At 42.3% G+C, this 20,994-nt stretch carries 21 protein-coding genes; 13 read left to right on the top strand and 8 right to left on the bottom strand.

Annotated elements, in window-relative coordinates:
• Positions 1 to 239: 239 nt before the first annotated feature.
• The 6 genes from tsaB to AAEY75_RS07960 all read left to right on the top strand — a co-directional run bounded on the left by tsaB (position 240) and on the right by AAEY75_RS07960 (position 4,833).
• Positions 240 to 932 (top strand): tRNA (adenosine(37)-N6)-threonylcarbamoyltransferase complex dimerization subunit type 1 TsaB, encoded by a 693-nt coding sequence (tsaB, locus tag AAEY75_RS07985; protein WP_197216920.1) that lies wholly within the window; start codon positions 240 to 242, stop codon positions 930 to 932.
• Between the two features lie 89 nt (positions 933 to 1,021).
• A complete protein-coding gene (locus AAEY75_RS07980) occupies positions 1,022 to 1,864 on the top strand; it encodes an undecaprenyl-diphosphate phosphatase (RefSeq protein WP_197216585.1) in 843 nt (280 codons plus the stop codon).
• A gap of 49 nt (positions 1,865 to 1,913) precedes the next feature.
• Positions 1,914 to 2,813, top strand: coding sequence for a class I SAM-dependent methyltransferase (locus AAEY75_RS07975; RefSeq protein ID WP_352259317.1), 900 nt, complete (start codon positions 1,914 to 1,916; stop codon positions 2,811 to 2,813).
• A 93-nt stretch (positions 2,814 to 2,906) separates the two neighbouring features.
• Positions 2,907 to 3,149 carry a hypothetical protein gene (locus tag AAEY75_RS07970; protein WP_197216589.1) on the top strand — a complete coding sequence of 81 codons (243 nt, stop codon included), beginning with the start codon at positions 2,907 to 2,909 and terminating at the stop codon, positions 3,147 to 3,149.
• 96 nt (positions 3,150 to 3,245) lie between these two features.
• Complete coding sequence (gene ubiA / locus AAEY75_RS07965; protein ID WP_352259316.1) at positions 3,246 to 4,163, top strand: 4-hydroxybenzoate octaprenyltransferase; 918 nt, start codon at positions 3,246 to 3,248, stop codon at positions 4,161 to 4,163.
• 25 nt (positions 4,164 to 4,188) lie between these two features.
• On the top strand, positions 4,189 to 4,833 hold the full coding sequence (locus AAEY75_RS07960) for a DUF4112 domain-containing protein (RefSeq protein WP_502944396.1): 645 nt from the start codon (positions 4,189 to 4,191) through the stop codon (positions 4,831 to 4,833).
• A gap of 99 nt (positions 4,834 to 4,932) precedes the next feature.
• Here the strand turns inward: AAEY75_RS07960 and AAEY75_RS07955 are convergent, their stop codons facing one another.
• The 3 genes from AAEY75_RS07955 to AAEY75_RS07945 form a co-directional block, all read right to left on the bottom strand.
• Positions 4,933 to 5,568: a hypothetical protein gene (locus tag AAEY75_RS07955; RefSeq protein ID WP_352259314.1), complete on the bottom strand. Its 636-nt coding sequence runs from the start codon at positions 5,566 to 5,568 to the stop codon at positions 4,933 to 4,935.
• Positions 5,569 to 5,635: 67 nt separating this feature from the next.
• Positions 5,636 to 6,073 carry a secondary thiamine-phosphate synthase enzyme YjbQ gene (locus AAEY75_RS07950; RefSeq protein WP_201550086.1) on the bottom strand — a complete coding sequence of 146 codons (438 nt, stop codon included), beginning with the start codon at positions 6,071 to 6,073 and terminating at the stop codon, positions 5,636 to 5,638.
• Between the two features lie 7 nt (positions 6,074 to 6,080).
• Positions 6,081 to 6,713, bottom strand: coding sequence for a hypothetical protein (locus AAEY75_RS07945; protein WP_201550087.1), 633 nt, complete (start codon positions 6,711 to 6,713; stop codon positions 6,081 to 6,083).
• Positions 6,714 to 6,859: 146 nt separating this feature from the next.
• Here AAEY75_RS07945 and yiaA point away from each other — a divergent pair, with 146 nt between their 5' ends.
• Positions 6,860 to 7,423 carry an inner membrane protein YiaA gene (gene yiaA, locus AAEY75_RS07940; RefSeq protein ID WP_352259313.1) on the top strand — a complete coding sequence of 188 codons (564 nt, stop codon included), beginning with the start codon at positions 6,860 to 6,862 and terminating at the stop codon, positions 7,421 to 7,423.
• A 22-nt stretch (positions 7,424 to 7,445) separates the two neighbouring features.
• Here yiaA and mnmC1 read toward each other — a convergent pair whose 3' ends face one another.
• From mnmC1 to ispZ, 4 genes are all read right to left on the bottom strand, one after another.
• Positions 7,446 to 9,548 carry an FAD-dependent 5-carboxymethylaminomethyl-2-thiouridine(34) oxidoreductase MnmC1 gene (mnmC1, locus tag AAEY75_RS07935; protein ID WP_502944392.1) on the bottom strand — a complete coding sequence of 701 codons (2,103 nt, stop codon included), beginning with the start codon at positions 9,546 to 9,548 and terminating at the stop codon, positions 7,446 to 7,448.
• 39 nt (positions 9,549 to 9,587) lie between these two features.
• A complete protein-coding gene (locus tag AAEY75_RS07930) occupies positions 9,588 to 9,962 on the bottom strand; it encodes an SH3 domain-containing protein (protein ID WP_352259312.1) in 375 nt (124 codons plus the stop codon).
• Between the two features lie 62 nt (positions 9,963 to 10,024).
• On the bottom strand, positions 10,025 to 10,354 hold the full coding sequence (locus AAEY75_RS07925; RefSeq protein WP_352259311.1) for a YciI family protein: 330 nt from the start codon (positions 10,352 to 10,354) through the stop codon (positions 10,025 to 10,027).
• Positions 10,355 to 10,517: 163 nt separating this feature from the next.
• Positions 10,518 to 11,069, bottom strand: a complete 552-nt coding sequence (gene ispZ / locus AAEY75_RS07920) for a septation protein IspZ (RefSeq protein ID WP_194197699.1) — start codon at positions 11,067 to 11,069, stop codon at positions 10,518 to 10,520.
• Between the two features lie 369 nt (positions 11,070 to 11,438).
• Between ispZ and AAEY75_RS07915 the strand changes: the two genes are divergently transcribed.
• Positions 11,439 to 12,320 carry a PHP domain-containing protein gene (locus tag AAEY75_RS07915; protein ID WP_352259310.1) on the top strand — a complete coding sequence of 294 codons (882 nt, stop codon included), beginning with the start codon at positions 11,439 to 11,441 and terminating at the stop codon, positions 12,318 to 12,320.
• A 276-nt stretch (positions 12,321 to 12,596) separates the two neighbouring features.
• The gene (locus AAEY75_RS07910; protein WP_352259309.1) at positions 12,597 to 14,048 is read left to right on the top strand and encodes a diguanylate cyclase; all 1,452 of its coding nucleotides are present in this window, start codon (positions 12,597 to 12,599) and stop codon (positions 14,046 to 14,048) included.
• A 73-nt stretch (positions 14,049 to 14,121) separates the two neighbouring features.
• On the opposite strand, the gene truD is transcribed toward AAEY75_RS07910, so the two are convergent.
• On the bottom strand, positions 14,122 to 15,240 hold the full coding sequence (gene truD / locus AAEY75_RS07905; RefSeq protein ID WP_502944395.1) for a tRNA pseudouridine(13) synthase TruD: 1,119 nt from the start codon (positions 15,238 to 15,240) through the stop codon (positions 14,122 to 14,124).
• Between the two features lie 514 nt (positions 15,241 to 15,754).
• Between truD and AAEY75_RS07900 the strand changes: the two genes are divergently transcribed.
• The 4 genes from AAEY75_RS07900 to AAEY75_RS07885 all read left to right on the top strand — a co-directional run bounded on the left by AAEY75_RS07900 (position 15,755) and on the right by AAEY75_RS07885 (position 20,922).
• Complete coding sequence (locus AAEY75_RS07900; protein ID WP_352259307.1) at positions 15,755 to 17,428, top strand: FAD-dependent oxidoreductase; 1,674 nt, start codon at positions 15,755 to 15,757, stop codon at positions 17,426 to 17,428.
• A 261-nt stretch (positions 17,429 to 17,689) separates the two neighbouring features.
• Complete coding sequence (locus tag AAEY75_RS07895; protein ID WP_197216607.1) at positions 17,690 to 18,313, top strand: GNAT family N-acetyltransferase; 624 nt, start codon at positions 17,690 to 17,692, stop codon at positions 18,311 to 18,313.
• Between the two features lie 573 nt (positions 18,314 to 18,886).
• Complete coding sequence (locus tag AAEY75_RS07890; protein WP_352259306.1) at positions 18,887 to 19,942, top strand: XAC2610-related protein; 1,056 nt, start codon at positions 18,887 to 18,889, stop codon at positions 19,940 to 19,942.
• A 53-nt stretch (positions 19,943 to 19,995) separates the two neighbouring features.
• Positions 19,996 to 20,922 carry an SDR family NAD(P)-dependent oxidoreductase gene (locus tag AAEY75_RS07885; protein ID WP_197216610.1) on the top strand — a complete coding sequence of 309 codons (927 nt, stop codon included), beginning with the start codon at positions 19,996 to 19,998 and terminating at the stop codon, positions 20,920 to 20,922.
• The last annotated feature ends 72 nt before the right edge of the window (positions 20,923 to 20,994 follow it).

Below are 20,994 nucleotides of genomic sequence, written 5' to 3'. Positions count from 1 at the left end.
AGAAACCTCAAAACTGATATGGTTTTGAGGTTTTTTCTTTTCTTTTAATTTGGTCAAGCCCTTATGGATAAAGTATGAAAAACGTAGAAATTAATAAAATACGTGTACCCTAAATGCTATGATAGGCGCTGTTTTATTCTGTCAGTATTTTTACAATGTACAAATGATAAATCGTTATAAAAAATGATTAAAAGCTGACAAGCCAATTTAGAACACCAAAAGTACAAGCCGAGGTTATGATGTTTTTAGCAATGGATACCGTGTTTGATCAGTGCTCAATCGCAATTTTGGATTCGAATGGTCAGGTGCTATCGAGTCATACCGAAACAGGTAAGCGCCAGCAGACTCAGCAAATTTTACCGATGATTGATGCGGCCTTATCCGAAGCGCAATTAAAGCTTGCTGATATACAGGCATTAATATTCAATCGAGGGCCTGGTGCATTTAGTGGTATCCGCATCAATACAGCTGTAGTACAGGCATTGTCTGTGGCACATGATATTCCCTGTGTGGGCGTCTCAAGTTTGCAAGCCATTGCTCAGAGTGCGTATCAGCAGTATGGTCTGACGCAAGTATATAGCGCGCTTGATGCCCGTATGCAGCAAGTATATTTTGGGCAGTATGCAGTAATCGATAGTGAAGCAGCCATTATGCAGCCAGTCTTGGCCAATGATAGCGATAGCACCGAGCAGCTGTTAGATTATGACAGTCAGACTACGCTCGATATAGCCATCGTCGGTAATGGCTCAGGTCTATTAACATTGCGTGATAATCAGATTTTTCATGAAGACGTGTCGCCGAATGCAGTAGTTATCGGTCAGCTCGGTATCGCCCAGTTTATGGCGGTAGGTGGGACCGAAGCATCACAAGCTTTACCAAAATACTTACGTAACCAAGCTTGGAAAACCCTTAAAGAGCAAGGTAAAGCGTAGTCAATCCCCATCATTTTTAGCACTATGTAAAATACAACAACACACTAAAAACTGTACTAACCAATAGGTCTGTATCTAGGAAAGCCACCGTGGATATCATTTTATTAATTCAAGCTGTCATCATGGGTATCGTTGAAGGTATCACTGAATTTTTACCCATTTCTAGCACTGGCTACCTAATTTTATCAGCAGATGTAATGGGATTTTGGACCAAAGAAAAGGTCGACTTGTTTGTCGTCGTCGTCCAACTGGGTGCTATCTTGGCCGTTATCTATGACTATTGGGGCAGACTATGGCAAGCGCTTATGGGGTTGCTAACGGGTAAAGCAGAGGGCATGACCAATCCAAGACAGCTGGGACTTAGCCTAATTGTCGCCACCATTCCTGTGATGATCGTTGGTTTTACCTTCGCTGATGAGATTAAAGCTTATTTATTTAATCCAATCGTTGTCGCGATTATGCTTATCATCGGCGGTCTGCTGATATTTTATGTAGAAAAATGCCCTAAGACGGTCATTGCAGAAGAGGCAGAAGACGTCAGCATGAAAACTGCGCTGATGATTGGTCTGCTTCAATGTCTAGCTCTCATACCAGGGACCTCACGCTCGGGTGCGACTATTATTGGTGCACTGTGGCTTGGTGTCTCGCGCAAAGCGTCAGCAGAGTTTTCATTCTTTTTAGGTATTCCAGTTATCGTAGGCGCGGCACTATTAGACTTAATCAAACATGGTGACGTATTGACCAACAGTGAAGATTGGTTAGTACTGGGCATCGGCACCATCGTATCGTTTATCGTCGCTTTACTCTGTATTCGCCTGCTAGTAGCATGGGTGAGCCGTCGTGACTTTACGATCTTTGCTTGGTTACGCATCATTACGGGTGTTATCGTGCTGGTCGCTGCTTGGGGCTTTGGTTATCAAATGGCAGGTTAAGCCATCACGATGGTTTATAGCCTTATAAGCAGTAAAAAAGAGGGCAGTTATGAGCAGTTTGCAACACGCTTCTAAGCAGGCTAATGCCTTGATGCAATGCCAGTTACTCTATGTGAGTGAGTCGCAGCAAGAGCAAGTGGATAGCTTGCAAGTATTGATAGAGCAGCACCGATTACCAATCGAATTAAAAGCTGAGTTGTCTGTCGATAAGTTAACGCAAAAGCGTCGTCAGCAATTAAGCCAAACAGCCATTCAACCTATTTTGTTATTGGATGATAAAAATAAACTATCATGGCTTAGTGATGGGTTGAGTGTCGCACCAGAGTGGGACAAACTGCAACGTCGTGTGGTGAGTGCAGGACGAAAGTCTGAATTGCTATTACAAGCTGCCAAGCTCACATCGGATAGCTTCGTCATTGATGCGACGGCGGGCTTTGGGCATGATAGCTTGATATTGGGCAGTACGGGCGCCCAAATCTTCATGCTTGAGCAGCAGCCATTGATGGCATTGCTCTTACTTGCAGAGCAGCAGCGCATGAGTACATTGCCGAATTGGCAAAAGCTGATGTCACGCTTACATATCATAAATACGGATGCGCTTAGTTATTTTGAAGGACTAGACGTTGAGTCAGATGCTAGCGAGAGTAACGTCATCGATGTCGTCTATCTGGACCCTATGTTTCCAGAGGATAGCTATCAAGATAGTAAGACAGGTAAGGGCGCTAAAGTTGGTAAGCACATGCAAGCATTGCATCAATTGGCAAGCCCTCCAACACTCGATGAAGAATGCCAGCTGCTAGCATCGGCAAAGACTGTTGTCAGTAAGCATGCGCAGCACTCTGGGCGCGTTATCGTAAAACGTCCTCAGCATGCGCCATTGTTAGCAAGCCAACAACCCAATGAAAGCTGGCATAATGAAGCAGTTCGTTTTGACGGTTATTTTGTTTAGAATGCTTTAAATGTGGTATTTGGTGATAAGGACGAGCCTTAGTTAGCAGGTTTATAATCATTAAGTTTAAAAAAATGGATTTAGGAGCAAGGAATGTCAACGCTAATTATTTGGGCCATGGGTGCAGTGCTATTATTGATCAATATCATTTTGCGTACCCGAATTCTTCGGCTTGAAGCGCGTCTAAAAGAGCTGAGCAATCCACAAGAGCAATTGGCATTTTTGCGTCAGCAAGCAGCAAAGAAAGATAAGATTCCGGCGATTAAAGCGTTACGCAAACAGTATCCTGAGCTGTCACTGGTCGAAGCCAATCGATTATGGAAACAAGTTCAGTAGCCAGCAGTCAGTTCATTAAGCAGTCATTCTAGGCGCTCTTAGCAAAAAGTCTATAAACACGCACACAACATATTATATTGATGATAATAGAAAGCCATGACATTTAAAGACAAATTACAGGCCTACATCCAACTAACCCGTTTTGATAAGCCAGTGGGTATTGAATTGCTGCTATGGCCAACATTATGGGGCGTGCTGCTGGCTGCGATGGGTCAAGCTCAGCAGCAAGGAGCAACGGCAGCGCTGCCAAATCTCAAAATATTTATAATATTTGCATTAGGCGCAATCTTTATGCGGGCGGCTGGTTGTGCGATTAATGACTTTGCCGATCGCAAAGTAGATGGCTATGTGACCCGTACCAAAGGACGCCCATTAGCGGACGGGCGTTTATCAGGTAAAGAAGCCATCGCTGCGTTTTTGGTGCTGGTGCTACTAAGTGCCAGCCTGTTGTTTTTCTTACCTATTACCGTGTTTTATTGGTCGCTTGGTGCCGTTATATTGGCGTTTATTTATCCCTTTATGAAACGTTATACACATTTGCCGCAAGTATTTTTAGCAGCAGCTTTTGGTTGGGCGATACCGATGGCTTATGTGGCCGTACAAGGTGCTCCTGATATCTGGTGTTGGTTATTGTTTTTAGCCTATATGTGCTGGACGGTGGCTTACGATACGCAGTATGCAATGGCTGACCGCGAGGACGATTTGAAAATTGGGGTAAAATCAACGGCGATATTATTTGGCCGCTATGACGTTATTATCATCTCGCTGCTACAAACTCTCTTTTTGCTCATTATGGGCGTGGTTATGTGGCATTATTTTGCGCCGACTACGTTGGGTGTTACGCCAGTATTTGGTTTGGCATTAGTGGCTATGATGTTTGCCAAGCAAAACAGTGCTTGTGCTAGCTACAATGCATTGGCTTGCTTTCAGGCATTTTTGGCTAATATTTGGGTAGGACGTTACGTTTTTGCTCTTATTGCCATCGCTTGTATATGGACGACGCTTAATGGATGAAGTGGATACAATGTCAAAATTAAAAATGCAGAAATCATCTGATGCCAATATATCTGAAATCGATTATCAGGCAAGACTGGCTGAGCATGGTCTCACACGCGAGCAAGTCATTGCGACCGAGCGTAAATTGGCAAAGTTTGCCAATACAATGGATTCGTTGGTACGGATACCGTTTACCAAACAGGGTATGGGTGCGGATGCGGCGCTTTCAACCATTCCATTGGCGGGCGATTTAGCAGGACTGGCACTGACGAGCTATGCATTTATATTGGGTCGTCAATTGGGTGTGCCAGCACATAAGATGACGCCAGCAGTTAGGCTAGCACTTATTGATATGGTAGTAGGTATCGTGCCTGGTATTGGGACGCTGCTCGATATATTCATTCGTCCGAGTCGTAAGACATTGGGTATCGTGCATGAGCATCTACATGATGAGTATGGCATCACTGAAACCATGCATATGGATCGACCATTTTTACATCAATCGCTAGAAGATAAGCAACAGCAAAGTCGTTTTGGTTTTTTTTGGCGTAATCCAATCGTTGCTTGGCTGTACCTGCATATCCCTGATATTTTAGGATTAATCGTCATTGTGGTGATTGGTTTGGGATTATGGGCAATGATAAGTTGGTTGGTCAGCCTATTCGGGAAAACCACAGGGTTTGGCTAAAATAAAAGAATAAGTAAAAAGGCGGCATACGTTACTATTTAATCGTAACGTATGCCGCCTTTTTTATGGCAAATTTTTATAAATGTTAAGGTTCAGATATTACTCAGTGATGACTTCTGCTTCTGCACTGACAGCATCAAAGCTAGTGATTTTGTTATTTTGGACAAGGTCGATAGTACCACCACCAGCATGACTGACAAGCTCGATACTGCCATCATTTGAGCGATAGGTGGGGTTATTACCTTGGCCTTCTGGTGCACTTAGCGTCAGCTTTGGTTTATTGGGCAAGGTGAGGATAGCATTAAGCATACCTGCTGCCGAGGTTTGAAAGACAACGGATAGGGTTTCACCTGCTGCACTTTTATAACGGACATCCGTTATTTGTGCACCCGTAATGGCTTGCTCAGGATTGGGTGCTACAGCAGCACTGTTTGCTGATGTATTAGTAGTATTAAGATCACCCTCTAACTCACTCAAGTTAATATCACTCTCTGAATCGGTTGGTTGCGCTGTGGTACTGTCGGTATTGCTGTCTAAGTTTTCATCAGCATCAATGCCGTTGATATTAGTCGTGACGGGCGTTGTTTGTACCGCTGTCTCCGTCTGTACTTCATTAGCGGCTTCAGATTCTGGATTTTTTTGGCAGGCAGTCAGTAGCAATGCACTAAAGAAAACAGCAGGGATTACTTTATAGTAAGACTTGGATTTTAGTGGGTTTAAAGTAAGGTTGTTCATAATAGGGTAGTTATCCAATAAGCGTACTTTATTTAAGCACAGTAAGATGCAAGAGTCAGTGGTGCTGTTAAATATTAACCGTAATAACCAGCTTTCGCTGCTCACCATATTTTTCAAGATGGTATCTATGCTCACACAAGTAAATACCTTGCCACGACCCCAATCCTAGCGTTCCATTAATAAGTGGAATGGTCAAACTCACGCCAAACAGCATACTTTTAAAATGGGCTGGCAAGTCATCTGAACCTTCTAGGGTGTGGCGATACTCTGGTTGATCAGCGGGTGCGATTTTATTAAGCCAGTCTTCGGCATCTAGCCTGACATCTGGATCAGCATTTTCGTTAATGGTTAGGCTAGCAGAGGTATGCTGCAAAAACAGATGTACCAATCCTGCATTGTCAGAGTGAGGTATCAGCTGGTCAATCGCGTCTTCAACTATCGGAGTAATGATGTGAAGACCGCGTGCATAAGCAGGTAACGTAAGAGTGGTTTGGTGATAAGACATACTAGACTCACTTTATCTTTAGACTATCGGCTGCCATGCCACTTTCTTTATAGACATCATCCAGATATCGGCGGCTAGCCAGTAACTTATCAACGACCCCATTTTGGCTTTGGGTATTCAGCTTTTGTGAAAAGTCCAAAATTGAATTTAACTGACTTAACACGACGTCATAGCTGGTATTTTGTTGATTCTTGTCGATGATGACCGTTTTTGCATAGTGCTGATCAAGGCTCAAATAGTCAGTAATTAATTCTGGCACACGTGTCGCGATGAGCTTATTAAGGGTGAATAATTGCGATTCAGTGATTTCATCATGATGAGTAGATTCATATTGCTGCCCAATATCATCCATCGTGGCTCGAAAGACCTTAGGAACTTGCTCATCATAGAGCAATTTAATAAAAGGGTGGTGAGCTGAAAAATTAATAACGTCAAGTTTGTTAGTTTGGCTATTCTCTACCTTTTCTCTTAAGGCTAGCTCTGCTTGAGACTGGATCGCGATATGATGTGCAGATGCTAGATACTCTTGATGACGTTGTATAGAGTCATTCTGAGTGTGCTTAGATTTTTCTTTCATCACAAAAAATATGGGCACGATGAGAATTAGACTAAGCAAGATGAGTAAGGCAAAAAAAGACATGTCGGGACTCTGGCATTAAAAAGGCTGTTTATCTTAAAAATAATTTTAGATTACAATATAACACGCTTGTGTTATGTTAAGGCAAAACAGAGGTCGATAAAAGTTGCCCCTCTTTACCGAATATTTGCTTATTTTAATTAAGGACCATGATGAACAATGACACGATTACTAAGAGTCAGCTAGCTGCGTATAAGCCGACAACTGCATATGTCGGGACGTCTTGGGCAGTCATGCTGGTCGGTGTGCTTGCGTATCTACTGGGACTATGGAATGCACAAAGTATGTTATTGAATGAAAAGGGCTATTATCTAGCAGTGCTGGCGCTTGGTCTTTATTCGGCGATCAGTTTGCAAAAAACCTTGCGTGACCGTAGTGAAGGTATCCCAACGACGAATATGTACTACTTAATCAGTTGGGCGGCTTTAGGATTGTCTATTGCACTTATCGTGATGGGTCTCATGAATGCGGGCGGTTTAAGTCTCAGTGAAAAAGGCTTTTATATGATGGCATTTACCATGAGTTTGTTTGCCGCTGTGACCATTCAAAAGAACACGCGTGATGAGGCACAAATTCGAACCTTGACTGCTAGCCCGATGACTACAGTGAAAAATGATGGCAGCGCTAAAATTGCTCATCAAGGGGCACCTGAATCTGATTCTGGAAAATCGCTTTTCGGTTCGGTTAAATCTAAAATGGAAGGCAACGAGTAAAGCCTTCGACTAAAAGAAACAATTAAGTCAGCGGTGTCTGCAAACGCGTACGGTTGGGTGAAAGGCGTGCTAGCATCGCGGTTGATAAAGGTGTAAACGAGCCTAGCATCATATCTACTAACGCTTCCGCGCATAGTGGTGCAATGGCATAGCCTTTAGCACCCATCGCACTCATTACCCAAACGCGTTCGCTATCTATTAATTGTCCCACGATAGGGTGATAGTCAGGTGTTTGGGTACGAACGCCAGCCTTTCCTTGCCATCCACTTATATCTGTCAGCACAACCGACGCCATCTCAGGAATGGCAGTGACCAACTTATCACGGCTAATCTGATGCTCTTCTTCACGGATATCCGTGTTCGTATCATTACGTATAAAACTCGCCCCTAGTAGAAACTGAGGTTGGCCTTTTGCTGTGTTATTTAAGTTTTCATCACCCGCTTGGGCAGTGAATGGCGTACAGTAACCACTATATTTGAGTGGTATTTTAGGTAAGTTTTCGAGTTGTTCGGCTGTAGGCGTAAACCATGAGAGCTGACCACGAATTTTACGACAATCAAAAATACGCTGATCCAATTGATGGCTCTCAAACGCCGCACAAACCACCACATTATCAGCAGTTATAGATGTTACTTGTTGATTTTGATCATACCCTTCAATACAAACATGACTTTCCATCTCGCTAATATTATTAACGGCTAACTGCTGAAAATGGATAAGCGGATGGGTCAGAATCGTATCTTTTAATGCTTGTGGATTCACCAAGCCTGACTGCGGTAAATATAGATTCTCCGATACATCCTGCGTCTTTAATCCGCTGGCATCTTGCGCCTGCGTAAGCGATAACGTGGTTGCCATGTCATTAGGATAATCTGCAATTTGCGCTGTACCGATATTGGCTTTGATTAGTAAATCAAGAGCACCTGTTGGCTCCAATATGGGCGCTATATTGAGCTGTACAGCTGTTTCATTCAGCACACGATATAGTCTGCTACTATAGAGATAACCTATGGTGTGTAAATGCTCATCGACATGATGAATCGGTGTCATTTTGGGCGCAAGCAATGCCCGAGGATTGCCTGATGCGCCTGCTAAGGGTGCGGATTTATCTAATAAAGTGACTTGAATACCACGATTGGCTAGCGACCAAGCCGTTAGCAATCCTGAGACACCAGCACCAATGACGATACTATGATCAGGCTTAAGGTTGCTATGAGCAGGAGTATTGTGTGTACTGTTAGCAGGCTTACTCTGACTATTAATTTCAGATAAACAGGCAGCATCAGTCATAACAGCTGTTATCATTTGGTTTTTTCGCCCAAAGCCTTTTACCTTGTTAATCTCAAAGCCATGCTCTCTTAGCCCACGTTTAACGATACCTGCACTGCTATAGGTCGCAGCGGTAGTGTGTTGGCAGGATAAGCGCTTTATCTGAGTAAAGATATCTTCTGCCCATAAGGTGCTATTACAAGAAGGGGCAAAGCCATCTAAAAACCATGCGTTAACACAGGGCGTAGGTTCTATCGAAGTATCTAATGCTAACTTGGCCAAGCTCTCAGCAGCATCACCAAACCACATATCAACGGTCAAATTATCATCAAAGAAGTTTAGACGATGAGAGCCAGCGATAAGAGGTGGGTAGGCGGCCAAAAGAGGCGTAATTAATTCTGCAAGCTCAGGCGCACGCTGCGCCCACAATGTCAGTATGTGCGTTAAATCTGCAAGGGGTATGGGAAATTTTTCCGTGGTAATAAAATGTAGACGAGCCGTTGCTAATTGTGGATGAGTCTCGCGTAACTGTCGCCATAGCAGCCAAGTGGCTAATAGATTGAGCCCTGTACCAAATCCCAATTCAGCGATCGTAAAGCATTGCTTTGGGGCAAGGCTTGCCAGTCGCTCTGGTAGTTGGTTATGCGCCAAAAAAACATATCGTGACTCTGCTAGACCATCTGCATGTGAAAAATACACATCGCCAAACTCACCTGATACGGGCACTTGATTACCCGTATCGTCTACCTGCCAATCAATCTTGGCAGGAGTGATGATGTTTAGTGCGTTAGCAGTTTTAGATTGCGCAGGAGAGTTAGGCATTTCTTTGGATGCAGACGTGGACATAATAGACATAGACACTCACATAGGACAGAGCAATAAATAGAGAGTGCGCTACCAACGCTCACGGCGGACAAACACTAGCCACGAGATAAAGATACCAACCAACAGACTGATTAATACTGTAAATGCCCCGTATAAGAAAATCTGACCTTTACTTTCATAAACCAAAACGTTTGCTTGAGTCTGCAAGTCGTTTACCTGACGTTGCAACTGTGCATTGCGGCTTAGTAACTCTTGATTGGCATCGGACAACGCCTGTTTAGATGGCTGCAGTTGCGCTGCTAAAGTACGATTGATATCCAACGCCGAGTTACTGGTTGGTTGAGCGTTTAGTGCTCCAGGTTCTGTCACCGGTATCGTTGCCAATGGGTCGGTCACATCCATAGTCGTTACCGTTGGTACAGCTTGTACCGATGTAGCAGCCATAAGTATTAATGGAACTATGCTGAGTTTGTAATGATGTGTATTCAAATAAGAGACACGCTGACTCACGACGTTGCTACTTTGTCTGATGTGCTGTCATCGGGTTTTGGCAGTGCTTGAATGAACGGCTTGATATCTACATGGCTGTACACACCGTCACGCAAGTAAGGCTCTTCGTTTGCCCATGCTTGTGCGGCCTCAAGAGAGTCGAAATCAGCAATGATTAGGCTGCCTGACATAGCGCTTTGACCATGCTCAATAGGGTTTGGACCTGCAATAATGAGTCGCTGCTCATTGTTCAATACTTTAAGACGTTCAAGATGTTCGATACGGGTAATCTGACGTTGCGCGCTGCTCTCTGCAACATCGTGACCAATAATGGCAAATAAGGACATAAGGCTTCCTCAATAAAATAATGATTGATGTAAGTGTGTTTAATCAATAAAGCTCAATTCATAGCAACTAATGCCGTTACTATAAATGTTTAAAATACTGTGAATAGTTGAAATACTATGGATATTCAAAAATCGTATTTATTATAAAATAATAGCCTAAGTATTACTTAGTGGTTTTGTTTGTCAGTTCTGGATTTAAGTAATTTTTTAGTACCGCAAACTGAGCCACAACGAACACCAACATAATTGGAATCCAACCGTAGGTTTTAAAGTTGATCCATGCTTCATCTGACATCGTAAACGCTGTGATATAATGTAAGACGCCCATCATGGCAAAAAACAATGCCCAAGCAATGGTGAGTTTTTTCCAGCCACTCATTGTGAGCGAAAAAACATCTTTCATTGCTAGCTGCATCAGAGGCTTATTAATAGCGGCACTTACTAATAGCGTCAAAGCAAAGATACCGTTGATAATTGGTGATTTCCAACGCAGATAGATGTCATCACGTAAGATTAAGGTACCACCACAAAACAGAATGGTTAATAGTAAAACGACCCATTGCTGCTTATCAAACTTGCCTTTTTGGCGAATAAAATGAATCGCATAAACGATAATAGTGGCGATGAGTAAAGCACCGGCCCCTGCCAAAATACCACTGTGACGCGCACCAATGAAAAAGGCAATTAAAGGAATAAAGTCTAATAGGGCTTTCATAACAAATAGGGTGTCCACCAAAAACGTATGGGGTAGTTTACACGTCTACTGCACCAAAAAAAAGCAATCAAAGCGATAATCATTCTATATAGCGGGCTTGCTTAGTAACACTTTATGATTGTGGCTCATGAGCAGCGCTGCTATCCAATATAACGATTCGATAATGTCAGTAGTTCTATATATTAAATACAGTCATTCCTTTATAAAAGTGTTACTGCGTTAACCCCACTTGAAGTGTCTAATATATATCTACACTCGGTTTGCTTGAATGACTTTCGTATTGAATAGACTACACAACAGCTAGCTACTACTGTAGTTCTCTTTTTACTCTCTTTAATGCTTATTATTTTAAAATGCTAAGGCTTATTTATGAAATTCGATCTACATTGTCACAGCACTTGCTCTGATGGTACTTATGGGCCAACGGAGGTGATAAAACGCGCCCACGCGGCTGGCGTCAATGTATTGGCTCTGACTGATCACGATACGCTAGCGGGAATTGATGAGGCGAGAGTCGCTGCGACGGCCTGTGATATGCAACTCATCAATGGTGTTGAGATAAGCTGTGAGCATACGCTCAGCGGCGGTTATGGTAAAAACAAATCGACCAACAAGATTATCCATGTACTTGGGCTTGATTTCACTGATCTTGAAAAAATGCATGCAACATTGCAGCAGCTGCAAGACAGTCGTGCCACACGTGGTCAGAAGATTACGGAAAAACTCAGTGAATTGCTAGATATCAGTTATGACGAGCTATGGCAAGCGGTACTTGCGAAAGCAGGTGGTAATCCTCAAGCAGTAGGGCGTGCGCATATTGGGCAAGTACTGTTTGAGCGCGGTGAAGTAAAAACCGTACAAAAGGCCTTTGATAAATATCTGGCGGATAATAAACCTGCTTATGTGGCAATCGAGGCCCTAACGATGCAGCATGGTATCGAGCTAATCCATGCTTGTGGTGGCAAGGCTGTACTGGCGCATCCCACACGTTATCAACTCTCAGCCACTCGTGTGCGTAAACTGATCGAAGAGTTCGCTCAGTTAGGCGGTGATGCTTGTGAGCTGCCCGCCAATAGTGAGCCAGTTAGCACCCGCAGAATGGTCGATCGTAGTATCGCTGAGCACGATCTTGTCACATCAATTGGTAGTGACTTTCATGGTAGTAATATGCCGTGGCGACGTTTGGGCGATGTACCAACGCTGAACCCCGAACAGCAAGGGATTTGGCAGTCATTTAAGATGTTTGCTTAATTCGTGTTTTACAAGTATTCAAAAAATACCTATAAAATCCACTGAAAAGTGGTTGATTATCGTTTAATCTTGAAGGTTGCCTGAGTTAATATATCAATTGAAATAATGTTTAAAACAAAGCGTCAGATATTGACGCGTGAACCTATCAAATGGATTGATAATTCAGGCATGAATGGCCACACTGAATAAGTAGTTTTGGTTTCAGTAGTAATCATGAGTTGTCAGTTGTTATTCTGGTTTTAGCTCTATCAATTTTTCTATTTGCGGTAGCCCATTATGGCTGTATCTAAGTTTTATCTAGGCTACAAGCAGCTTTCTAAGGCAGTTTTTGAGTGGGAAGCAGCTGATAGGACTGCTCTACTAGCAGCATTTATGGTGATTGAGGTTTTTTCACATTGGCTGTGGTGCTTATTTGTTTGGTATCGCCGCGACATTTATAGTAATTACGTTGATATAACTCTGCTCTATCCACTATGGATTCTCGTGTCCATGGTAGGTGTATTTTTACTATGGATGTCCAGTCGTTTTTCACCCGTTAGAAACGCCAAGAGCAATTTGTATACGTGGCAAGCGATACTTATCACCATTTATAGTGCCTATATTACCTTTGTTATCACCATATTAGGGCATAGTAGTCTGGTAACAGGTGTCTCACTGGTAGGTGGTGCTATGCTAGGAATGATGCTCATTAGCCGGCGGTATGTATGGCGAGCATTTATAGGGCAAATTATTGCTATCTTGGTGGTAACGCTTCTTCCTTATGCTGGCATTACGTTACCAAATTTGCGTCAAATGATTGCTACGACGCTGCCTCCTAATATTCATAGTTATGTCACTTATAATGAGATGGCTATGATGAAAGACGCTACCGCTGCTACTGTCCTGCCAAATGGAAGGTTAAATTGGGATAGTGTCAATTATCTGCGTCAATCTTCCAATCTGTTGTGGCGTTCTACCCATATTTATATGTCGTTACCAAAAGCCATTTTTATCATTTATATGTTTCGTACTTTATTGGTGATATTAGATGACAGTAGAAAAGAAACCTTACAACATGCCAATCAAGACGAGCTGACCCAACTAAAAAACCGTCGTTATGGTCTGATGCAAATGAAACAGGCATTGGTGAGCATAGAACGTGTTCAAGACTTTAGCGTAATTCTATTAGATTTAGATTGGTTTAAAGATATCAATGATAGCTATGGTCATGATATTGGCGATCGAGTGTTAGTGACAGTGGCACAAGCACTACTACAGTCTTTGACAGATGATGCTATTGTTAGCCGCTATGGTGGTGAGGAGTTTTTGATTGTGCTACCAGATACGAAGCATGATAGTGCGATGGTTATTGCCGAACAACTACGGCTAAGCATCGCTGATCAAACCATCGTGGTCGATGACAATACTACCTTTAACGTGACCGCTAGTCTCGGGCTATACACGCTGACTCATGATGAGCGTCATTGCATAAAGCACACATGCGAAAAACTGTCACAAACCGAATCAGGGTATCAGTTTAAAAAACCACAGGTCAGTAAGTCGAATAGTGAACGAGCTGGTAAAAATATCGACACAACGCAGTTGCCCCAAGATATTTGTCAGCGCTTAATTTGTATGGCAGATAAGGCTTTGTATAATGCTAAGGGCCTCGGGCGCGATAAAGTTGTGAGTGCTAACGAGATGTTAAAAGCAGGCGATACAAAGATAGATTCGCTTTATAGTCATTAAAAATCGATAAAGCAGCTGGACATTCATAGATGATAGATGTCATCTATGAATGTCCTAATCTGTATCTACTTAATTAAAAAACCAACTGCTGTACCAAACTAGCCAATACACTGGTTGCAAAACTGCCAGTCGTTAGCGTGAAATTCAACACGAGTGTCTGCGAGTCTTCTTCTGAATCACGCCATTCCCATGTTAATGCTTCGATAGGTAAACGCAGCGCTCGTCGTTGTGCCTTTATATCTCGTTGCTCTAATCCTGCTGCTAACTGCGTCAATAAAAGGCTGTGTTGTACAGTATCATTTTCAATGTCTGCCGCCGCATTACTGACTTTGTCATTGTCTATACCCCACATCACAGCTGTTGGATGGATATCACCACTAGCCATTCGTTCACGTAATGTGTCATCTATCTCTTCACTGGTAAATATAGACCCTGAACCATCCAAGTTAAACACTTCACCGGATAGACCAGTATTCCAGCTACCATCTCGTACGCGTGCTGCCAATATCTCATTAAATATCAAGCTACGGGCTGCAGACAGCTCCATCGTGTTTTGCTCTCGCGGGGCACGCTTGCTTTTGCTTTTTTTAGACGATGGGCGAGGCGCTCGTGGTGGACGGGCAAACAGTGATAGTGCCTCTCTGACGTTATTACCCTGACGACCGAAACGCTGAGGACCAAAATAATTGGGGACGCCGCTTTGACTAATATTCGATAAATACTGCTCGACTGCTTCTTTTGCAGACAATAATTGCTCAGGTTCTGGTGTCTCAGTATCGATATTTTCAAACTGAATATCACGCAAGGTAATCACGAATTGATTGGCACGATGCGTACCACGATTGAGCTTTTTGTTATGCCAATGCTGGGCGAGAATAGTGACTGACTCTGTCTCTCCGATATCTATTGGCGCAAACTCAGTTACTGGTAGTTGCTTCTTAGGTATTCGTAGGCTAAACCACTGTGTCGTTAGTGCATGACGGTCTTTCAGTCCTGAATATCCAACATCACGCAATGGAATCTCTGCCCACTCTGATAGTAGTTTGGCCAAATAAGCAGTATTCATTCCTGATTTTTCGATATGCAACCATAGATGCTCACCTTCATTGGTGAAGTCTAATGGCAATATCTCATTAACGATGAAATCCGTAGTATTGGCTTTATAAGTTGCCTGTTTTAACGGTGGCTGCATCGGCTGTGGCAACTGCGCAGTATCTGCGGCAGCTGCAATATCGATATCAGCGATATCAACAGATGCACTCGTAACTGGCTTGCTCTCCAAATGTGGTTCAGAGTCAGAGATCGTAGGCGTTTCAATATGGTTGTCTGGATAAGTCATAAAGTAGTCCTTTATTTTGATTGTAAATTTAAAATGGAAGTCATAGTCATAGAGGGTTTGAAAGAAACTCGCAAACTTACGTTTTGCAACGCAGTAAATATACAAAGAAACAGCGTGTGCTAAATGGTCTTGCTACTATCGATGAATAGGTTATGAAAAAAGTATTCTGAAAATCAGTACTATAGTTGATTCAGTTTGAAAGAGATACAAGGCAACCGAGTACAGATGTATGTTTGATACTTCAAGCGAAGTTAAGGCTGTCACTCTTTTATAGAGGATTGACTATATCTGTTGAATTACTTGATTAAGTAGAGTTGTTTTCACCCCATTCTTATTAGAAATCCATTATAACCGTTAAGGAAGACTTATGACCAATGCAACGATTAACACAGTTACTATCAGCAAGGCGGATATTCCAAGTGGCGGTATGAAATCATACAAGCAAGATGATGATAGTATCATTTTAATCACTCGAGACGACGATGAGTTTCATGCGTTTGATGGTAAATGCCCACATGCGGGAGCGGATTTAGGCACTGGGTTACGCTGTGGCAACCGTGTGGTTTGCCCATGGCATCATGCCACTTTTGATAGTCGTGATGGCACGTTATTGGAGCCGATTGCCACTGAAGGCTTGACCCAATATCAACTGACTGACAATGGTGAAGAGTTGATTGTGACAACATCAGCCAAAGAGAATATCAGCGTACCAAATGATAAATTGGAAGACACTCATACTGTAATTGTGGGCGGCGGTGCGGCTGGGTTTATGACGGCACATTACCTGAGAAATACCGGGTATGGCGGTGATATCACATTGATTAGTGCTGACAATAAAGCTCCTTATAATCGTCCGTTATTGTCTAAAGCTTTTTTGGCAGGGAATATGCCAGAAGAGAAGTTACTGCTTGGCGGTAGCGACTGGGCCAAAGACAATAATATTGATTTGCGCTTAAATCAAACCGTGAGCAAAGTATTGCCCAATGAGCGTACGTTAATGGTTGTTAGTGACAGTAGTGACAGCAACGATCATAATAGTAGTGACGAAACGATATCGGCCGATTATTTGGTAGTGGCCACAGGATCGTCGCCATCTATACCGCCTATTACTGGAGCAGATTTAGATGGCGTGTATACCTTACGCAGTATGGATGATGCCAAGTTGATTAAAGCGGCCAGTCATGATCAGCGCGTGGTAATTATCGGTACTGGTTTTATTGGTATGGAGGTCGCCTCAGCTTTAGCACAAGCAGGCACGACAGCTTCAATTACAGTGGTTGGGCAGTCTGGCCGTGTGATGGACAATATCGTCTCAGAAACTGTTAGCAAAGCACTTATCAAGTTGCATGAAGAAAACGGCATTAACTTTGTGTTAAATGCCAACGTAAATGAAATTACTAAGGTTGAAAATAAATCTGACAGCAGTGAGGCAAGACAAACCTTTTCACAAGTAGGTGGTGTGACGCTTGCTAATGGCGAGCATATCGATGCCGACATTGTGATTTTAGGTACTGGGGTATCTGCCAATACCGAGCTGTTAGAAGAGGTCAACGACTCTGATGGGGTACAGGTCGATAGCAAGCTGCAATTGCGTGATGGAGTTTATGCACTGGGTGATATCGCAAAAGCATCTGGGCAAATGGGGCGTATGCGTATTGAGCATTGGCGTGTGGCATTACAGCATGGGCTTGTAGCAGCCGCTGCGATATTAAAAGACGAGACAGTAGAGACGTTAGATGCCCGTGTGCCATTTTTTTGGACCATGCAATTTGGCAAAAGCCTACGCTATAGTGGTCATGCCCAAACACCAGACAACAGCATATTACTTGGCACCCCAGATACGCTCGATTATATTGAGTACTACTTTAATGATGGCGATGACAGTAATGAGAATAGCCGAGCCACTGCGGCCAGTACATTAGGGCGCGACCAAGAGCTAATTGCTTTTGCTGAGCTATTACGTATAGGTCAAGCCCCAACTCGTGCTCAAATCAACTCAGGATTCGATATTATTAATCAAGCAAAAGTGTTATCGCTCTAGCACTACTAAAGAATAAGTATTAGTATCTTGGGCATGTCATCAATTAGCACATTAATACATTTAGTGGTCTTAAAATGGCTAAATTTTGATAAATATCGTCAGAAGTTTTGTCAATATGTTCATATTAACGGCAATTTCTTCCTCATTTATCTACAATTTTTCTCATTTTAAGCCTCACAATCTAAGTGATGACATGCCCTAGGCTGGCTTAGGGATCTAAGCCAGTTTTTTTATACATGAACAAAAAAGGAAAATTATAATATGAGCGAAAATATTATAAATAAGAGTACTATAAATGAAAACCACTTGAGTAAAGAGTCTATATTTCTACGTGAAGCGACATTAGACGATATTAGCGCACTTGAGCAGCTATTGAATTGCTGCTATCGCGAGACCGCAGGTTGGACCAACGAGGCTGATTTGATTGGTGGTATTCGAACCACCTCAGCCGAGCTTGCTGCCGTGATTAATGATCCCAATCACTATTATTTTGTCTATCCAAAAACGACCACGGGCAACCGTGATGGAGAAGAAACGGGTGAGATACTTGGCTGTATCGCTGTCGATATTAAAACTGATGCTGACTCAAATAAAAAAGCCTATATCGGTATGTTTGCGGTACATCCTGTGCTACAAGGGCAGGGCGTTGGTAACGTGATCCTGCAAGCAGCAGAAACTTTTGCAGATCGCCACTTGCAGTCACAGAATCAGCCGAGCCGTTTGACCATGTCTATTCTTAGCCATCGTCCTGAGCTATTGGCTTATTATGAGCGCCGTGGCTATCAGTTAAATGGTAATAAAATGCCGTTTCCCAATGATGGCAATAATGGCGAGCCAAAGCGTGAAGATTTAGAGCTATTAGAGCTAGAAAAAATGGTTGGCTGATAATGTAGGTCTAGTAAAAAGACACTCAGAACTAGGATGTTTTATTTAACCCCAAAAATGCCTAAAGGTCATAAATAGACCCATGCTTAACAATAAAAATGCCACGATGATTAATCGCTTAAACCAATTAAATGCTGGCAAGCGCGTGGCATTATCATCAGACATAAGATAAGCAAATAAACAAAGCAAGCTTGTTGCTAACGTCATGATCCCAAGACCAATCGGTAATATAAATAAATACACCTGCCACACAGTCATCTCTCAACGGTCATTATTAATGGCATGATAGCAGCATCGTGATTGCGCTGTCTGTATGAACGTGACTTCACTTAAACTTTTCAGAGCTATTCAAACAGAAGTGATTCAATTATAAAAAAGCAATATCAAATAAAAATAGGCAAATATCGAGAAATTAAGTTGGGTTTAAAGTTATAATTCTGTATAGCTCATTGAATATGTATTGTGTAGATTGAGAATATGCTCTAAGTAAGATAGTTGTATTAATCCTATCATTTGCTGGCTATTCGAATACATCTTTAAATGTTCAGCAAGTTTTAAGCACTAAGGACAGATATGACTTTTATACTTAATATGAGACTCAAACCGCTTGCTTTATTGTCGGGGCTGCTAGTTTCGCCGCTATTGTCCTATTCGGCATTGGCGCAAACCTATCAAATCCAAGGTTTCTCAGACGATTATTATGCAATCATTGACCAAGTAGGTGAGTATGGTTATGAGGCGAACAGTATCATCAAAATTATAGATGAGAAAACACATAAAACCCTTATCAGTCAACCTGCTAGTATCGATATTGAATATGAGTTAAGTAATAGCGAAGAACATGAATTGGGTGAAAAAGTAAGTGCCAATATCGTCAGTATTCCTTATGGTGAACATAGTGTGTTGATCTATGACGATTTTAATTTTGATGGACAAAAAGATTTAGCGATAAAAGATGGGCGCAACGGTTGCTATGGTGGGCCTTCTTATCAAGTTTATCTAAAAGATGGTGAGACTTTCGTTCATAGCGAAGGATTTACTGATTTAGCACAAGGCTATTGCGGTTTTTTTGGTATAAATAAAGACAGTCAAACTTTGTATACGATGACTAAGAGTGGCGCAGGATGGCATCAGTATTCAGAGTATAAAGTGATCGATAATAAGCCAGTGGCCGTACATGTGCTTGTAGAAGAATATAATCCAAAACAATTAATTTCTATCATCGAGAGCACAAGAGTGAATGGCAAAATGGTAGAAGATAGCTATGAGATGTTACCTGAGTACGATAACGAAAGCCACGATGGGACATTGCCTTTCGTTTATAAGTTGGATTTAGATAACGGTAAAAAAATGGTTTTAAATAAGACTTATGACAAGGAAGGTGAGCAGATGTATTATGCCTTTGCCGATAAAAATGACAGAATCGAGCTGTATTATGATGGGTCATTTGTCTATGATACCGCTAAAAAGACGCTTAGCTTTTTCAATAAGCCTGTAGTCTATCAGATCAATAAGCAAGGCATTACAGTGAGACAATCTAACAAGAACATCTTAATCAAGTCAGTACTACAAAGCGAGCAGGGAAGTCTGGAAAGTCTGACGCATTTTGACAATGTGAGCGTTAGATAATTGGTAAAACTAATAGCGCCTATTCAATATAACTCACACATTATTGACTCATTATGAACCAGTATAGTCCGCAGGCAGATACAGATCGAACGCAACCGTTAAGCATTCGATTACTTGAAAAGCTACTATTCCCAAGTCGTATATTATCCAGTAAAGAAAAGCAGCGATTGGCTCATGATATAGCTGGTAAAACCATACTCATTACAGGTGCAAGTTATGGCATCGGTGAGCAGCTTGCTTATCTATTGGCAAGTCTAACCACTTCGGATAACAGACAGAATGAACAGCTGCAGCCCTTTAAATTAGTATTAGTCGGTAGAACCACGGAAAAATTAGAGCAGGTACAAGCTCACATCCATCAAACCAATGCATCAGCCAGTATCTATCCCATAGATTTAAGAGATGATGAATCACTCGAACGCTTCATCCAGTTTTTACAAACACTCAGCGTAGACATCTTTATTAATAATGCGGGCCAATCTATCATGCGCTCTGTCATGGATTCACTTGAGCGTGGTCATGATTATGAACGCACTATCAGTCTAAATTATCTAGCGCCTGTTAAATTATGCTTAGGTTTGATACCTCAGCTTGGTATCAATCAAGGGCATATCATCAATGTATCCGCACTCAATGTATTGCTACCACCAATGCCTAAATGGTCTGCTTATCAAGCCTCTAAGTCTGCTTTTGATCAGTGGTTTCGGTCAGTATCACCAGAATTATATGCGCAAAAAATAACGACCAGTACATTGTATCTGCCTTTGGTTCGCACTCGTATGATTGCGCCAACGGCTATCTATCAATCTGCGCCTACTATGACTACTGAGCAAGTAGCCGCACTCATTAGTAGGCTTATTATTCATAAAAAAACCAGTTTTAAGCCTTGGTGGTTATATCCTGTCGAGATTCTAGCATTGCTATTCAAAAGACCATTAGAGTTTTGTGTTCGCAGTTATTATCGGCACCAGTCACGCTAGGGCGTGTCCTCAATCCAATCGATAGTCATCTAAATGGGTTAAAAATGGCTAAATCTTGCTAAACGGCGTTAA

This window comes from Psychrobacter sp. TB55-MNA-CIBAN-0194, assembly GCF_040309505.1.
Lineage (GTDB): Bacteria > Pseudomonadota > Gammaproteobacteria > Pseudomonadales > Moraxellaceae > Psychrobacter > Psychrobacter fozii.
Note: the sequence above shows the minus strand (reverse complement) of the source record. Positions and strands in the feature narration are given on the sequence as shown.

Bases quoted from the DNA above. Each gene is read 5' to 3' on its own strand.
- tsaB (WP_197216920.1), top strand. From the start codon at position 240: ATGTTTTTAGCAATGGATACCGTGTTTGATCAGTGCTCAATCGCAATT.
- AAEY75_RS07975 (WP_352259317.1), top strand. From the start codon at position 1,914: ATGAGCAGTTTGCAACACGCTTCTAAGCAGGCTAATGCCTTGATGCAA.
- AAEY75_RS07970 (WP_197216589.1), top strand. From the start codon at position 2,907: ATGTCAACGCTAATTATTTGGGCCATGGGTGCAGTGCTATTATTGATC.
- ubiA (WP_352259316.1), top strand. From the start codon at position 3,246: ATGACATTTAAAGACAAATTACAGGCCTACATCCAACTAACCCGTTTT.
- AAEY75_RS07960 (WP_502944396.1), top strand. From the start codon at position 4,189: ATGCAGAAATCATCTGATGCCAATATATCTGAAATCGATTATCAGGCA.
- AAEY75_RS07955 (WP_352259314.1), bottom strand. From the start codon at position 5,568: ATGAACAACCTTACTTTAAACCCACTAAAATCCAAGTCTTACTATAAA.
- AAEY75_RS07950 (WP_201550086.1), bottom strand. From the start codon at position 6,073: ATGTCTTATCACCAAACCACTCTTACGTTACCTGCTTATGCACGCGGT.
- AAEY75_RS07945 (WP_201550087.1), bottom strand. From the start codon at position 6,713: ATGTCTTTTTTTGCCTTACTCATCTTGCTTAGTCTAATTCTCATCGTG.
- yiaA (WP_352259313.1), top strand. From the start codon at position 6,860: ATGATGAACAATGACACGATTACTAAGAGTCAGCTAGCTGCGTATAAG.
- mnmC1 (WP_502944392.1), bottom strand. From the start codon at position 9,548: ATGTCTATTATGTCCACGTCTGCATCCAAAGAAATGCCTAACTCTCCT.
- AAEY75_RS07930 (WP_352259312.1), bottom strand. From the start codon at position 9,962: ATGGCTGCTACATCGGTACAAGCTGTACCAACGGTAACGACTATGGAT.
- AAEY75_RS07925 (WP_352259311.1), bottom strand. From the start codon at position 10,354: ATGTCCTTATTTGCCATTATTGGTCACGATGTTGCAGAGAGCAGCGCG.
- ispZ (WP_194197699.1), bottom strand. From the start codon at position 11,069: ATGAAAGCCCTATTAGACTTTATTCCTTTAATTGCCTTTTTCATTGGT.
- AAEY75_RS07915 (WP_352259310.1), top strand. From the start codon at position 11,439: ATGAAATTCGATCTACATTGTCACAGCACTTGCTCTGATGGTACTTAT.
- AAEY75_RS07910 (WP_352259309.1), top strand. From the start codon at position 12,597: ATGGCTGTATCTAAGTTTTATCTAGGCTACAAGCAGCTTTCTAAGGCA.
- truD (WP_502944395.1), bottom strand. From the start codon at position 15,240: ATGCAGCCACCGTTAAAACAGGCAACTTATAAAGCCAATACTACGGAT.
- AAEY75_RS07900 (WP_352259307.1), top strand. From the start codon at position 15,755: ATGACCAATGCAACGATTAACACAGTTACTATCAGCAAGGCGGATATT.
- AAEY75_RS07895 (WP_197216607.1), top strand. From the start codon at position 17,690: ATGAGCGAAAATATTATAAATAAGAGTACTATAAATGAAAACCACTTG.
- AAEY75_RS07890 (WP_352259306.1), top strand. From the start codon at position 18,887: ATGACTTTTATACTTAATATGAGACTCAAACCGCTTGCTTTATTGTCG.
- AAEY75_RS07885 (WP_197216610.1), top strand. From the start codon at position 19,996: ATGAACCAGTATAGTCCGCAGGCAGATACAGATCGAACGCAACCGTTA.